This is a genomic window from Corallococcus llansteffanensis, assembly GCF_003612055.1.
In the GTDB taxonomy this organism is placed as follows: Bacteria; Myxococcota; Myxococcia; order Myxococcales; family Myxococcaceae; genus Corallococcus; species Corallococcus llansteffanensis.
The window spans coordinates 1-14,273 of the sequence record NZ_RAWB01000243.1 but is presented as its reverse complement, the minus strand read 5'-3'; the positions used below and the strand labels follow the sequence as shown (position 1 = coordinate 14,273).

The 14,273-nt window shown below is 69.5% G+C and carries 11 protein-coding genes; 3 read left to right on the top strand and 8 right to left on the bottom strand.

Features of this window, described 5'->3' with window-relative positions; genetic code table 11:
• Positions 1-352 (bottom strand): FIST N-terminal domain-containing protein (locus tag D7V93_RS22260; protein ID WP_279636936.1); only part of this gene is annotated, 352 nt, incomplete at its 3' end.
• Positions 353-692: 340 nt separating this feature from the next.
• Between D7V93_RS22260 and D7V93_RS22255 the strand changes: the two genes are divergently transcribed.
• The 3 genes from D7V93_RS22255 to D7V93_RS22245 all read left to right on the top strand — a co-directional run bounded on the left by D7V93_RS22255 (position 693) and on the right by D7V93_RS22245 (position 3,199).
• Entirely contained in the window at positions 693-1,337 is a 645-nt protein-coding gene (locus tag D7V93_RS22255; RefSeq protein WP_158623820.1) for a nuclease-related domain-containing protein, read from the top strand.
• 192 nt (positions 1,338-1,529) lie between these two features.
• Positions 1,530-2,447, top strand: a complete 918-nt coding sequence (locus tag D7V93_RS22250; RefSeq protein WP_120645326.1) for a DUF6310 domain-containing protein — start codon at positions 1,530-1,532, stop codon at positions 2,445-2,447.
• Positions 2,444-3,199, top strand: coding sequence for a DUF5953 family protein (locus tag D7V93_RS22245; protein WP_120645329.1), 756 nt, complete (start codon positions 2,444-2,446; stop codon positions 3,197-3,199). The genes D7V93_RS22250 and D7V93_RS22245 overlap by 4 nt, the downstream gene beginning before the upstream one ends.
• Positions 3,200-3,245: 46 nt before the next feature.
• Here D7V93_RS22245 and D7V93_RS46165 read toward each other — a convergent pair whose 3' ends face one another.
• From D7V93_RS46165 to D7V93_RS22210, 7 genes are all read right to left on the bottom strand, one after another.
• Positions 3,246-3,791: a hypothetical protein gene (locus D7V93_RS46165; RefSeq protein ID WP_208723108.1), complete on the bottom strand. Its 546-nt coding sequence runs from the start codon at positions 3,789-3,791 to the stop codon at positions 3,246-3,248.
• Positions 3,792-3,920: 129 nt separating this feature from the next.
• Positions 3,921-4,739 (bottom strand): carbonic anhydrase, encoded by an 819-nt coding sequence (locus D7V93_RS22235; RefSeq protein WP_120645325.1) that lies wholly within the window; start codon positions 4,737-4,739, stop codon positions 3,921-3,923.
• A gap of 261 nt (positions 4,740-5,000) precedes the next feature.
• On the bottom strand, positions 5,001-5,843 hold the full coding sequence (locus D7V93_RS22230; RefSeq protein ID WP_120645324.1) for an alpha/beta fold hydrolase: 843 nt from the start codon (positions 5,841-5,843) through the stop codon (positions 5,001-5,003).
• 164 nt (positions 5,844-6,007) lie between these two features.
• Positions 6,008-8,146, bottom strand: coding sequence for an FAD-dependent oxidoreductase (locus tag D7V93_RS22225; protein ID WP_372338336.1), 2,139 nt, complete (start codon positions 8,144-8,146; stop codon positions 6,008-6,010).
• Positions 8,147-8,283: 137 nt separating this feature from the next.
• The gene (locus tag D7V93_RS22220; protein WP_120645322.1) at positions 8,284-9,516 is read right to left on the bottom strand and encodes a cytochrome P450; all 1,233 of its coding nucleotides are present in this window, start codon (positions 9,514-9,516) and stop codon (positions 8,284-8,286) included.
• On the bottom strand, positions 9,513-11,027 hold the full coding sequence (locus tag D7V93_RS22215) for a condensation domain-containing protein (protein ID WP_120645321.1): 1,515 nt from the start codon (positions 11,025-11,027) through the stop codon (positions 9,513-9,515). The genes D7V93_RS22220 and D7V93_RS22215 overlap by 4 nt, the downstream gene beginning before the upstream one ends.
• Positions 11,024-14,273 (bottom strand): non-ribosomal peptide synthetase (locus D7V93_RS22210; protein ID WP_120645328.1); only part of this gene is annotated, 3,250 nt, incomplete at its 5' end. The genes D7V93_RS22215 and D7V93_RS22210, both read right to left, overlap by 4 nt.

Here is a 14,273-nt window from a genome sequence, read left to right as displayed (position 1 = left end):
GCTTCTCGACCGCCTGTGCCACCGCGGCGCGCCCGGCCCCCCTGGGATCCACACTGACCGGCCCGCCCATGCCCACTCCGACGCGGAAGTCCCTTCCGCAGAAGAGGGCGACCACCAACCCCTGGAGCAACAGCTCGTTGTCCGCGAAGACCCCCGCCGCGCAGCACCCGGCCCAGGGAATGTCCCCCAGCTCCCGCCGGACCGAGGACGCGAGGCACCCCGTGTCGTACTGGTCCGTGCACAGGACGAGGGCGAAGGAGGGATCGTCCGCTCCGCGCAGTGCCTCCTGGCTCGCTTCCCGAGCGGCAGTATCGCAATGGGACGAGCTGCTCTTTCCAACATGGATTCGCATGGACACCAGGATCGATATGCACTTGTGAGCGCGTTCGCAGGAGCCGACAGCTTCGTTCGCGCCTCGCTCACCAGGCCAGCAGTGGGGCGGAGCGATGCTCCCTTTGGCCCCCGTCGTTACACCGCGCCGGAGTCACTTCCACCGACGTCTGGGGCTTGCAGATGGGGTTGCCAAGGCGGCCCAGGCCCCGCCCTCAGACACGCAGTCAAGACAAACAGAGGCAGCAGGACGAGGACGCACATTCGCATGGCGCCTCCATGGGTCGCCCATCACTTCGGGAGAATCCCCCCGAGCGGGGTATAATGATTCCGGCTCAGCCAAGGCCATGGATGGGGGAGTCATGCCGAGACGCCGAAATGAGAAGGACGTTCCACGCGCCGCTGAGTTCTCCGTACGCCGGGCAGGCGAGAGCGCTCGGGAGAAGCAGAACGAGCTCGCGAAGGCGGCGCCCATCAAGACGTTCTTCACGCGGCTCTTCGGGATGAACACCGACGAGCGGGCCTGGGGACGCGGCGCCGAAGGAGAGGAGCGCGTGGGCATGCTCCTCGAAGCACTGCGTCCGCGTGGCTGGTTCATCCAGCACGACGTCAAGATTGGCCGGAACGGCGCGAACGTGGATCATCTCGTGATTGGGCCGCCGGGCGTCTACGTCATCAACACCAAACTCCTCCAACAGACCGTGTGGGTCGCCGGAGCTGTCATCAAGGTCGGCGGCTACAGCAAGGACTACGTGGAGAAGGGCGAAGCAGAGGCCAAACGGATCCGTGAGCAGCTGATCGACGCGACGGGCCGCCGTTCGCTCTGGGTCCAGAGCCTGCTGGTCTTCGTGGACGCGGATCTCGTGGTGAAGCATCCGCCGCGGAACGTCCCGGTCCTGAGGGATCACGAGCTGGTTCCGTCCCTGCTCGAGCAGCAGGTGACGCTGGGACAGGAAGAGGTCGTGGCGCTCGCCAGGGCCGCCCAGCAGGTGGCAACCTGGAGGTAGGGGCGGGTCAAGGAAGAACACGGTCATTCAATGGATGGCCGCTCGGGCACCAGGAGGTGGAGGGCTCCGACCGCCCTTCGTCTCGGAGCCTGAGCGCGCGGTCGATGCGCGGCGGCGACGCTGATCAGGCCGAATCCCGCGCCGGGCCCTCCCTGCTTCGTAGATCCCTGGTTGGGTTGAAAGGCCGTGGTCATGCGTTTCCGCGCTTGCATCGCACTCCTACTCTTCCTCTCGGCCTGCGCTACGTCGACGCCGCCTCCCAGCACGCGGAGAACCCGGAGCCAGAGACTCGCCAACCTCCAGCGTGCGGCGGCTCTGCCCTGGAGGGACGGCGGACGGTGCGTTGTCCGCGAGGCTTCCCAGCCTTGGCCCGTCCTGGTGGAGAGGTGCTATCAGGCTCTCGACCATGACCGGATCGAGTTCCACGACACCGCGGGAAGATGCTCGGTCGCCTCCGCTGGCGCTGGTGCCATGGGAATCGGGCTCTGCGTTCTGGTGGCTCCTGAGATCGTTGTGGGAGCCGTGATCGTCCTTGGCGTGGTGGTGGTCGCCGTCGCCATCAAAGAAGCGCTGGATGCGTATGAACTCCGCCACGCCTACCCCGAGGAAGCAGGGGCCTCGCGCGGAACAAAGGCGGCCCCCCGGGAAGCCGTAGCGAAACGGAAGCCCAAGCTAGAGCCGGAGCCAGCGGGGCAGGACTGGCAGCCCCCAATGCCACCTGTGCCCTTGGACCGGGCGGGACGTGCCAGTTGCGAGCCTGTTCCAGTGCCCCACGCGGGCGAGGACGACCCGCATAATGAGTGCGCCGACAATTTCCCGCCCAACCGTTATCCTGGAATGGACGTGCTCGTGGGCGGAGTGCGCTTCGATGCACTGCAAGTCGGCGTGCGTGTGCTATGGGAGATCAAGACCCATCAGTTTGATTCGTACAACACCTATATCCGGAAGAAAGAAATTGAGAAGGAACTCAAGCAATTGGAGAAGGAGCGTGCAGTCGCAGATGCGTGTGGATACGATTTCGTTGTTGGGGTGAGCAGTCAAGCGCACAAACTCGCGCTGCTCGAAGCGGACTTTTCGCTCAATGTCGTCGTCACGGGGTGCACACGATGACCCAGCCCAGTCCCGTCACCCTCATCGTCTATGCCCCTGCGCTCGTGGGCAGGGATGCCCGCACGCTTGATGTCATTCATGGCATGGAAAAGGTACTCCCCGGCTTGCGGCTGGAGTGGCGGCTCTCCGACAGTGGTCGCCCCATCGCATTGCCGCAGCGCGACGCGTGGCTTCTGGAAAGTATTGAGGACGGGGGATTCCCAACCCTATGCAACGGAAACGAGATCAAGCCCGTAACGGTTATGGGGTGGGGAAGATCGGGACTGCTCAAGCCAGGCGGTCAGTCCCAGTTTGAAGTACATGCGGAAATGCCACTGGATCATCCTGTGCACGAGGCAGCGGCAATGATGCTTGAGGCCATGGCAGAAGGGGCACGTTCGTTTTGGGGACACGCGTCGCCATATGGTTACGGCTCGGAAGTCGCGCAGCAGATGCGCCGTTCCACGCATGGGCCGGAGCGCTCACCCCGTGGTCTTCCCATGCTCAACCTTCCGGCGAAGCTACCCGTGCCTGAGATCCCCGGCTTCCTTGGGTGGCTGAATTATTGGTCTGCTGCTGCCGCGAAGGTCATCAGATTCCCGGACCCCGCCCGCGACTCTGAATTGCTCAAGCGAGCGCGTCGCACACCGTCAGGCGGGTGGGTCGTGCAGCTCACCGACGCGCCGCTCGACCTGGACAACCCCTCCCACCTGGACGCGCTCAAGCGGGCCTATGAGCGCTTCCCGGAGATCGGCGGACGCGCAGCGCCTTGACCTCGATGCTCCAACCCGGCGACGGCGAGCGTCAGGGAATCGGACTTCATTCAATGGGTGGCGGCTCGGGCTCCAGGAGGTGCGGGGGCTCCGACTGCCCTTCGTCCCGGAGCCTGAGCACCCGGTCGATGCGCGCGGCGGCGCTGATGAGGCCCAGGTGGCTGAAGGCCTGCGGGAAGTTTCCCAACTGCTCGCGCCAGCGGCGGGCGGTGGTCTGGATGACCGAGCGCAGCAGCCTCCAGGTGCGCAGCGGCAACCGCCCGCCGGAGCGCTCGTAGAGGTACGCCGCGTCGAGCAGCGCGCCCGCGGTGTCGAACTGTAATTGCCGACGACCTGGAAACTCGAACAGACCGCCTGCGGCGTGGAGGGCACGACCGCGGGCTTCACCTGGCAGCTGGCGTCCCCCACCGTGCAGCCCACGAGATGGCTCTCCGGCGAGTCCGGTTGGCCGTGCTGCGCCGAGCCCGGGCCATAGCCTCGCGCCAGGAGCTGCGAGTCCGTCCGCGAAGTCCGTGGGGCCGTACCAGTCCACCACCGCCTGCACCGCGCTCGAGACGCCAGCACCGCCCTGCAACAGGGCCTCCAGCGACACCGCGGCTCGGTCCCGCCAGTGCCGCCAGGTAGCCGATGGCCGAGCTGCCAAAGGCGCCGAAGCGCGACGGGGCCAGGCCCTACCCCGCCGCGCTGGCGCGCAGGAACCGGCCGGCGCCTGGCGTGTCCCTCAGCGCCCGGAGTGCGCGCCGACGGTGCGCCCGTTCAGCGGCTGCAGGGGGCGGTTGTTCGGGTTGAGGTGCGGCAGCCGCTCGAACGCGGCGATCTGCGCGTCGGACAGCTGGAGGGGCTGCTTCATCACGTACCACTGGAGCCCCTGGGTGCACGGGGGCGTGGTGAGCGAACCCGCGTACTGGAAGAACGCCTTGTCGTGCGGCAGCAGCGCGCTCGCGTTGAGGAGCGCCCCCGCGGGCGCGCTCTCCTCCCCCATGTGCCGGGGCAGGTGCCGGAAGGCCGTGAACAGCGCCGCGTTCACCGCGCCTTCCTCGATGAGGACTCCGACGACCAGGGCGGGCGTTCCATTCGCGTCCGTGTGCACCAGGTGCAGCTCGAGCGGGTACTCCACGCCGTCCTTCGTGTGCTCGCTGGGCGTGTGGAAGTGGAACTGCGCCAGCTTGTACTCGTTGGACCCCACCCGGATGGTGCTGCCACTGTCGTAGGTGAACTGCACCGTGTGCCCCGTGTTGAGCATGCGCACGCGGCTGGTGGCGTAGTGGAAGCTGGGGACGTCCAGGCGCGGGTGGGCGGCACCCGCGGTCACCAGCGCGATGGGCGACTGCGCCACGCCCTGCGCGCAGACCGCGTCGCCCGGCAGTTCGCCCCAGTGCTCCGGGCTCAGGGTCTGGTCATAGCCCCAGTGCGCATCTTCGCTGCTCGTCGTGAAGGAAGCGCGGGCCCCTTCGTCGGCGAAGGCACTCGAAGCAAGCAACAGGGAGGACAGCAACGCGCCCCGAAGGGCACGCACGGAGTCGGTGCGGGAGAGCAACATGGTGTGGAGTCCTTTGAGGCACGCGTCAAACACAAGCAGGACATCCCTGGCATCGGTCCAGGGATGCCCCGCGGCTCACGCTCGGAGGCCCTCAGCCAGGGGCGGGCGAACGCAGCGTGCGTTGTGCCTCAAAAATTCCACAAGGTACAGATTTCAAATTATTTCGAGCTAGTCCTTTTTGTCACGAAAAAGTAACAGCGCGAATGGCAATGGCAGACAACACCGCCAGGGTCTCCCCACTGGGGTCCGCATCGCAGGTCATCAACGGCACCCGGCGGCCTCGCCGATCAGCTCCGTCACGACGTGCGGGTGGCTGATCATCGCGACGTGGGAGCTTTGGATTTCGACGGACTGGGCGCCAGCGCGCTGGGCCATGACTCGCTGGGCCTCGGGCGGGATGGTGTGGTCGTCGCGGGCAATCAGATACCAGGACGGAAGGTCCTTCCACGCGGGCGGGCCGGAGGGGTTCGCGAAGACGGAGGCGGCGGCCGGGCGTTGGCTGGCGGCGAGCACCGCCGCGTCCATCTCGGAGAGGTCGCCCGCGAAGAGCTCGCGGAAGAAGGCGGGGTCGATGTAGCCGTCAGCATCCACGGTCCCGCCCCCAGGGAAGGGGCGCAAGACGAGGTGGTCGCCGAGCTCGGATTGGCCACCGCCGAGCGCGTTGGCGGCCAGGAGGGTCTCCCCCCCGTCGAGTGCGTATGCGGCGACGTACACGAGCGCTTTCACGTTCGGGTTCCCGGTGGCCGCGTTCGTGATGACCGCTCCGCCATAGGAGTGGCCGACCAGGACGAGGGGGCCGGTGAGAGTGCTCAGGAAGGACCGCAGGTACTCCGCGTCACCGGAGATGCTGCGCAAGGGGTTCGCGAACGCGTAGACCGTGTAGCCCTGTTGCCGCAGCGGCGCGATCACGCCGGCCCAGCCGGATGCATCGGCGAAGGCGCCGTGGACGAGGACGATCGTGGGCTTGTCACAAGCGTCGGCCGGCTTCTCGTCCCTGGAGACAACGTCGTTGGATGAAGGAGTGCAGACCGCCAGCAGTGCCCCGAGGGCACAGAGCAGGCCCAGCCGGCGCAGGTTCGGTTCAGTGAAGCGCTGAGCGTTCATGGCCCCCCGGGGATTCGAGTCGCCGGCGCGAGTGGCGCAGGTGGACCTGAGGGTAGGCGGCGTCCGTGGACGTGCCAACGCAGACCGCGGTCCAAGCCCCGGTGGGCCGACCGCGTGTCTTCGAATGCTCAAAGAAGGTCGCGCAGGCGTCCGAGGCCAGGTGCCTAGGGCGCGCTCATGGGGGCCGAGTAGTGCACCGGCGGCGACTCGCCTGGGAAGGTGGGGATCCGCTCAAGGAGCTGCTCGTCCACGAAGCACCAGGCCCAGTCCTCCCCAGGCTCGAACGATTTGATGACCGGGTGGGAGCTGGCGTGGAAGTGCCGGGTCGCGTGGCGTGACGGCGAGTCGTCGCAGCAGCCCACGTGCCCGCAGGTCAGGCACATCCTGAGGTGGACCCAGTCACCTCCGTCCTTCAGACATTCCATACATCCGTGGCCACTGGGGTGGATGGGAGCCGTCCGGTGATGCTCGGTCACTTCCAGGTGTGGACAGACCTTCTTCATGGCTCGCGCTCCGTGTGGGGGCATCCGTCCGCTGGCCCCCTGGTGTCGAACATGGGGATGTGAGGGGGCCTGTCGCAACGCGCGTGGCGGCCGCTCGGCGCCCCGACGCTCCGCCGCGGCGGCGGAGGTCAGGCAGGCATGCAGCTGGGCCACCACGGCCGAGCCCTCGCCGATCGCCGTGCCCACGCGCTTGACGGAGTCCGAGCGCGCATCGCCGATGGCGAACACGCCGGGCAGGCTCGTCTCGAACGTGAACGGCGCCCGCCCGGTGGCCTCCCAGGCTTCCGTCTGGAGCGGCTCCTCGCCGAGCGCCGCGCCCGTGCGCACGAATCCCTTTGCGTCCAGCGCCACACCGCAGCCCGCGAGCCACTCCGTGGCCGGATCCGCCCCGATGAAGAGGAAGAGATGGCGCACGTCGTGCTCCTCCTCCCGCCCGCTGGGCTGGTGCCGCCAGCGCACGCTCCGCAGGCCGCGCTCGTCCGAGCCCGCCAGCGCCACCACCTCCGTCTCCATCACCAGCTCGATGCGAGGGGACGCGGCCAGGCGCTCGACGAGGTAGCTGGACATGCTCGCGGCGAGCTCCCGACCACGCACGAGCACGCGGACCCGACGCGCGTGGCCCGCGAGGAACACGGCCGCCTGGCCCGCGGAGTTGCCACCGCCGACGAGCACGACCTCCTCGCCGTCGCACATGCGCGCCTCGATGGGGCTGGCCCAGTAGAAGACCCCACGGCCCTCGAACTGGCCGAGGTTCGCGAGCGCGGGACGGCGGTAGCGTGCGCCGCTGGCCACCACCACGGTCCGCGTGCGCACCCTCCGCCCGTCGGTCAGCTCGAGCGCAAGCGGCTCACCCGAGGCCGCGCAGCGCAGGGAGGCGACCTCCGCCGGGATGGCCATCTCCACGCCGAACTTCTGCGCCTGCACATAGGCGCGCGCGGTGAGCGCCTGGCCGGTGATACCCGTGGGGAAACCCAGATAGTTCTCGATGCGCGAGCTCGCGCCCGCCTGTCCCCCGAAGGCCCGCTGATCCAGGACGAGCACCCGCAGCCCCTCGGAGGCCGCGTACACGGCGGTGGAGAGCCCCGCGGGACCCGCGCCCACCACGGTGACGTCATAGCGCGTCTCGAAGGCCCCCTCCGGGAGCAGGCCGAGCGCTCGGGCAAGGGTGCTCTCCAAGGGGTTCTTCAGGACCGAGCCATCGGGGCACACCACGAGCGGGAGCTCCTCCGCGCGGGGCGAGTAGCGCTCGAGCAGCGAGGCCGCCTCGCCGCCCTGCGCCGGATCCAGCGCGAGGTACGGGTGGCCATTGCGCGAGAGGAAGCCCTCCAGGCGAACCCTGCCCGCGCCCTCGGGAGGGCCCACCAGGACGGGCCCCCCGGCACCTGTCTCGAGCAGGCCCACGCGGCGCAGGATGAGGGCGCGCATGATGCGCTCGCCGAGGTCCGCCTCCGCCACGAGCAGCGCACGCAGCCGGTGCGGGGGGATGACCAGCGCCTCCACCTCGCCCACCGCGTGAGCGTCGACGAGCGAGGGGCGTCCGGAGAGCTGGGCCACCTCACCGAGGAACTGTCCCGGGCCCTCCTCCACGATGGGAATCGAGTGTCCCAGGCCATCGCGCCGGGAGAGGGCCACGCGGCCCTGGGAGAGCACGAACATCCCGGGGCTCGGTTGCCCGGCGGCGGCGAGGCACTCTCCATCACGGAAGTGCCGGACCTCACCGAAGCGCTGCATGCGCTCGTGGTCCCGGGCGTCCAGGACGGGGAACATCTGGGAGCGGCGCGACTCGAGGTTCGGGGGCAAGGGAGGGGGAATCATGACCGTGCCCAATGCATGGACATGGGACGCGCGGCCGACACGAGCACGGGCAACGTGCACCGCCGTGTCGGCCTGCAGGCGGTGGAGCGCTCCACCGGCCTGACACACAACGGAGAGGAGCCCTACGTCTGCTCCACCGTCCGGCCCGCGGAGGGCTCCCAGGTGACCGGCAGCTCGTGCGCGCCGAGCAGGTTTTCGTTCTGCTTGAAGGCGACCTGGTCCAGGGGCACGGCCAGTCGCAGGGTGGGGATGCGCCGGAACAGCGTGAGGAAGACCACCTCGAGCTCAATGAGCGCGAGCATGCGCCCCGTGCACAGGTGGATGCCGTGACCGAACGCGAAGTTGTGGCGCGGCTCACGGCGCAGGTCCAGGCGGTCCGGATCCGTGAAGACGGACTCGTCCCGGTTGGCCGAGTCCGGCTGGGCCAGGACGCCCTCACCGGCGCGGATGAGCTGCCCTCCGATGGTGATGTCTTGCGTGGCCGCGCGCTGCCGCCCGATGTGCGAGACGGTGACGTAGCGCAGCAGCTCCTGGACGGCCGCGGCGATCTCCCCGGGGTCTTCCATCGCGACGAACACGCCGCGCTGCTCCGGCTCCAGCATCAGGGCCAGCGCGCCCATGCCCATCATGTACGCGGACGGACCGTGCCCCGCGTAGAACAACGCATGGAACATGGCGACCGCATCCCGTTCGCTCAACCGTCCCGGCAACACCTGCTCGGCCACGATGCGCCCGACGAGCGTGTCGCCAGGTTGGGCCTTGTTCGCGTCCAGCAGCTTCTGGAAATAGCCATCCAGTGCGTCCAGGGCCCCTTCAGCCACCTCCCGTGACGAGGTGCGGGACCCGATGGTGCGACTGAGGACGTGCAGGTGCTCCGCATCCGCCCGGGGCACGCCGAGCAGATCGCAGATGATCCGCATGGCCACGGGGAGCGCGAAGCCCGCGATCAAATCGGCGGGACGCGGACCGGCCAGCATCGCGTCCAGGACCTCGTCGACGGTGGCCTGGATCCGCGGTCGCAGGGACTCCATCCGCCGGGGCACGAACTCCGGCACCAACATGGCCCGTTGCGTCCGGTACTCCGCGTCGGGAAGGAATGGGAACGGCAGGGGACGGCCCTGCCGGGCCGCCGAGGCGGGCGACGTGTGGGGGAATCCCGGCAGCGAGGAGTCCAGGCTCAACCTCGGGTCACCCAGGGCCGCGAGGACGTCCTCGTAGCGGGTGACCAACCACGGCGTGTTGCCGTCCCAGGTCCGGACGGGGCACACCGGCGCCTCCTTGCGCAGCCGCTTGTACTCGGGCGGAGGGTCCAACGGGTGCTGCCAGTCCTTGGGCAAAGGATAGGAATCGCTCATCGTGATGCTCCTGTCTGCTCAAGACGGGCAGCGGCTCCCGCCGGGGTGGGGTGTTGATACAGCTCGCGCAGTCCGAGGTCACGGCCCAGCTCGGTCCGGATCCGCGCCGCGATCTCGACAAGCTGGAGGGAATGGCCGCCGAGCCGGAAGAAGTCGTCGAAGGGGTCGACCGAGTCGACACCCAGCACGTCGGCGAAGATGCGGGTGAGGCGCTGTTCGGTCCCGGTCCGTGCGCAGAGCAGGCCCGCGACGCGTACACCGGGAGCCGCGGCGCGCAGGACCTCTTCGTAGGCCGCCAGCACGCCGTCGATGAAGGCGGGGTCGAACAGGCTCTCGTCGAACTCGGCCCACACGGTGCTCAGCCCGTCGGCACGGTCCTCGACGCGCAGGGTGAGTTCGAACTTCGCGGTGGGAAGGTCCAGCAGGGGCTCCGTCACGGTGCAACCGTGCAGCGCCAGCGCCCCCGCCGTACCCACCGGGTGGTAGGCGAAGTTCACCTGGACGACCGGGGACCGGGTCGGATCCCGCGGGGGGGCGAGGTCGGCGACGAGCTGTTCGAAGGGCAGGTCCTTGTGCGCGTACGCGGCCGTCGTGGCCTCGGACACCCGGCCGAGCAGCTCGCGAAAGTCGGGGTCGCCTCGCAGGTCCACCTGAAGCACGACGGTGTTGACGAAGAAGCCGAGCACGCGCTCGACCTCCGGCAGGTCGCGGTTGGCCACGGCCAGCCCCAACAGCACCTGCCGCCGGCCCGCGCGATGACCGAGCACGATGCCGCAGGCGGCGGCCAGCACCGTGAACACGGTCTGACGCTCGGCGCCCGCGAAGGCACGCACCGCCCGCGTGACTTCGGCGGGAAGCACGCGATGCGCGCGACGGCCCCGCCCCAGCGCGGGACGGGGTGCCACGAGGTCCAGCACCAGGGGCACCCCCGACAGACGCTCCCGCCACCAGCGCGACAGCTCCTCGCGCCGGGAAGGGGTGAGTTGCTCCCGCTGCCATGCGGCCCAGTCCACGTACTGCACGGGCAGCTCGGGCAGCCGGGTGGGCTCGTCGAGAACCGCCGCCCGGTAGGCGATGGCCAGCTCCTCGGAGAGGATTTGCAGCGACCAACCATCCGCCACCAGCAGGTGCGACGCGAAGACGAGGAAGTGCGTCGCCGCATCCAACCTCGCCACGGTGAGCCGCAGCAGCGGGCCGTGCTCCAGGTCGAACGGCCGGGCCACCTCCGCCTCCGCGTGCCGCAGCGCCTCCGCTTCGTCCGCCACGTCCACGACGTGCATCTGGCCGCGTCCGTCCGGTGACACGTGCTGGTGCGCGCCCAGGGGGAAGACCGTCCGCAGCGGTTCGTGCCGGGCCACCAGCACGTCCAGGGCCTCACGAAGGGCGCGGGTGTCCAGCGGTCCTGTCACCCGGTAGCAGCGGATGGCGCCGTGGGCGGCCCCCGTAGGGTCCACCCGGTGCAGGAAGCACAGCCGCTGCTGCGCGAACGACATGGGGAACGCGGTCGTCATGCGCGGGGCAGCCTTCCAATCGTGGGCGGGGCGACCGGCAAGAGGGTGAGCGCATCCGCCAGTTGCGCGACCGTCGGGCCCGCGAGGATGGTGGCGAGCCCGACCTCCCGCCCCACCATCCGGCTCAACCGCGAGGCGAGCCGCATGGCCTGCAGCGAATGCATGCCGAGCGCGAGCAGGCTCTCGTGGATGTCCACCTGGGGCAGGTTCAACAGCTCGGCGACCATCGCGGCGATGCGGACCTCGGAGTCGGTCCTCGGTGCCGTGGATGTCCGCGTGCGCTGTCCCGACGCGGGCAGGCGGGCACGGTCGATCTTCCCGTGGAGGTTCACCGGCCACGACTCGAGCACCACGACCTCCGAGGGAACCAGATGACCGGGCAGCCCGCGCGCCAGCGCCTCGCGAACGGCGGGCCCCGACAGCTCGACTCCTGGCGCGGCGATGACATACCCCACGACGCGCGGCTCGCCGCCGGTCGGGGCGATGACCGCGAGGGCGTCCGCCACGCCGGGATGGGCGCAAAGCCCCGCCCGCACCTCGGCCAGCTCCACCCGGAAGCCCCGGACCTTCGCCTGCTCATCCCGGCGGCCCAGGAACTCGAGCACGCCCCCGGGAAGCCACCGGCCCAGGTCTCCGCTGCGGTACATCCGCGCGCCGGGAAGCAGCGCGAACGGATCCGCCACGAACCGTTCGGCGGTGAGTCCCGGCAGGCCCACGTACCCCCGCGCGATGCCGGGACCACCGATGCAGATTTCTCCCACGCAACCCGGTGGCACGACCTGCGAGGACGCATCGAGCACGGCGAGGTGGACGTTGGAGAGGGCCCGACCGATGGGCAGGCTCGCGGCCCCGGTGTCGTGCCAGTCCTCCAGCCGCTGGCCGCTGGCCATGATGGTCGTCTCGGTGAGCCCGTAGACGTTCATCGCCTTCGTGAAGCCCCGGCGCCGCAGCGCGCGGAACACGTCCGGGGAGAAGACGTCTCCACCAATCACCACCCGCTCCAGGGAGTCGAACGCCTCCGGAAACCCGGCCACCAACTGGGGCAGCACCGCGGGCGGAATCACCACGTGCGTGATGCGCTGGTCGATGAGGCACCGCGCGAGCCCTGGCACGTCCCAGCCGGGCGGCAGGAAGTGGATCGCCGCGCCATTCACCAGGGCGCCCCAGACCTCCAGCACCGAAGGGTCGAAGGTGGCCGGCATCAGGGCCAGCATCGTCTTGCCCGGCCCCAGCTCCAGCGTCTCCGTGCCGTGCAGGAGGGCCACCGCCGAACGGTGCTCGACCTGCACACCCTTGGGCTGGCCCGTCGAACCGGACGTGTAGATGACATACGCCAGGTCGGAGGGACTTCCCTCGGGCAGCGCGACACCGGGAGACTCCGGCACGTCCTCCAGCAGGACGACCGGGACACCTCGAATCCGATCGGCCAGTCCCGCCGTCGTGACCACGGCGCGGGCGTCCGCGTCCCGCACGAGCCGCCGCAAGTGGGCCGGAGGATGACCGGGATCCAGCGGCAGGAAGGCCGCGCCCGAAAGCAGCACGCCCAACTGGGCCACGACGAGCTCCGCCGCGTGCGGCATGCACACCGCCACCCGGTCCTCGCGGCCGACTCCCATCCCCCGCAGGTGCCGCGCCAGCCGCTCGGCCTGGGACAGGAGCGCGCGGTAGGACAGGGGCACCGGGCCCGACGCCACGGCGAGTGCGTCCGGCGTGCGCTCCGCCCATTCCTGAACCAACCCGGTCAACCGCTTCGCGGGGAACTCCCGCCGGGGGCCCGCGACGACGAGCGCCCGCCGGTCCGCTTCGTCCACCAGGGCCAGTCTGGACACCCGCGTGTCGGGGGCGGCGGTGATGGAGCGCAGCAGTTCCTGGTACGCGGACAACATGCCCGTGATGAAGAAGTCCTCGAAGAGGTCGGAGTCGAACTCCCACGCGAGCAGGATGCCGCTCAGCGACGCGCGGGGACTGGAGCGCACGGTCGTGTCGGAGCGGGGAATGCTCACCACGTCCCCGGCCAGCCGGCTGGTGTACCCCGGTTCGGCATAGAGGGGCACCGCGACGACGGAGAGCTCGAACTTGGCCGATCCGTTGCTGAGCCCCTCCACGATGGTGACGTCGAGCGGCGCGGCTTCGAGCGTGCCCACGGGCGTGTCGTGGAAGTTGAACATCGCCTGGATCAACGGGTTGAGGCCTCCCTGATGCCGCGCGGGCGACTCCGCGAAGATGAGCTCATACGGCAGCTCCTGGTGGTCGTAGACCTCCAGGGCTGTCTTTCGCACCCGCGCCAGGAACGACTCGAAGGACGGGTCGTCGTGCAGCCGGCCGCGCAGCACCACCGTGTTGACGAACATGCCCAGCAGGCTTTCGGTGTCCTGCCAGCGCCGGTTGGCGACCGCGGAGCCAACGAGGAGATCCTTCGAGCCGGTGTAGCGGTGCAGGAGGACGAAGAACGCCGCGAGCAGCGTGGTGAACAGCGAGGTGTTGTTCCGGTCCGCCAGGTCCTGCAGGCGGCGCGCGAGCTCTCCGTCCAGCTCCATCCGGGGCGCCACCCCGCGAAACCGCCTCGTCCCGGGCAACGCGCGGCGCGGGAGCTGGAGCTGGGTCTCCGCCCCTTCCAACTCCTGACGCCAGAAGCGGCGCTGCGCGTGGGCGGCTTCGGTGCCCACCCACTCCCGCTGCCAGCGCGCGTAGTCGTAGTACTGCACCGCGAGCGCCGGGCGCCGCACCCGACCGTGGCGTACGTGTTCGGCGTAGCCGTTGATCAGCTCGCGGACGAAGACGTTGAACGACCAGCCGTCGTGCACGACGTGGTGCTCGACATGGACGAAGACGTGCTCCTGCGCACCCAACCGGAGCAGCCGCCAGCGGAACGGCCGGCCTTCCGCCAGCGCGAAGGAGGCCTGGACCACGGCGCGAACGGCCTCGCCGACCCGGGCCGCGAGCAGCGCCTCCCCCACGTCGCTGAAGTCCTGGAGCGGGACCTCCACCTCCCAGGGCGCTTCCAGTTCGCACCGCAGCTCCCCATCCACTTCGGGGAAGCGGGTGCGCATCACGTCATGGCGCCGGACGATGTCGGTGAGGCTCGCGTGCAGGGCGGTGATGTCCAGCGCGCCCCCCAGCCGGAACACGGCCTGCGTGTGATAGGCCCGCGCGTCCGGGTTGAGCTTGTGCATCAGCCACACCCGCTCCTGTCCATACGAAGGAGCAATCGCGGTCCCCGCCGCGCCTCCCCGGGGGCCCAGATCC

Excerpts from the sequence above, each read along its gene's own strand:
- D7V93_RS22255 (WP_158623820.1), top strand. The coding sequence starts at position 693 with ATGCCGAGACGCCGAAATGAGAAGGACGTTCCACGCGCCGCTGAGTTC.
- D7V93_RS22230 (WP_120645324.1), bottom strand. The coding sequence starts at position 5,843 with ATGAACGCTCAGCGCTTCACTGAACCGAACCTGCGCCGGCTGGGCCTG.
- D7V93_RS22250 (WP_120645326.1), top strand. The coding sequence starts at position 1,530 with ATGCGTTTCCGCGCTTGCATCGCACTCCTACTCTTCCTCTCGGCCTGC.
- D7V93_RS22245 (WP_120645329.1), top strand. The coding sequence starts at position 2,444 with ATGACCCAGCCCAGTCCCGTCACCCTCATCGTCTATGCCCCTGCGCTC.
- D7V93_RS22235 (WP_120645325.1), bottom strand. The coding sequence starts at position 4,739 with ATGTTGCTCTCCCGCACCGACTCCGTGCGTGCCCTTCGGGGCGCGTTG.
- D7V93_RS22220 (WP_120645322.1), bottom strand. The coding sequence starts at position 9,516 with ATGAGCGATTCCTATCCTTTGCCCAAGGACTGGCAGCACCCGTTGGAC.
- D7V93_RS22215 (WP_120645321.1), bottom strand. The coding sequence starts at position 11,027 with ATGACGACCGCGTTCCCCATGTCGTTCGCGCAGCAGCGGCTGTGCTTC.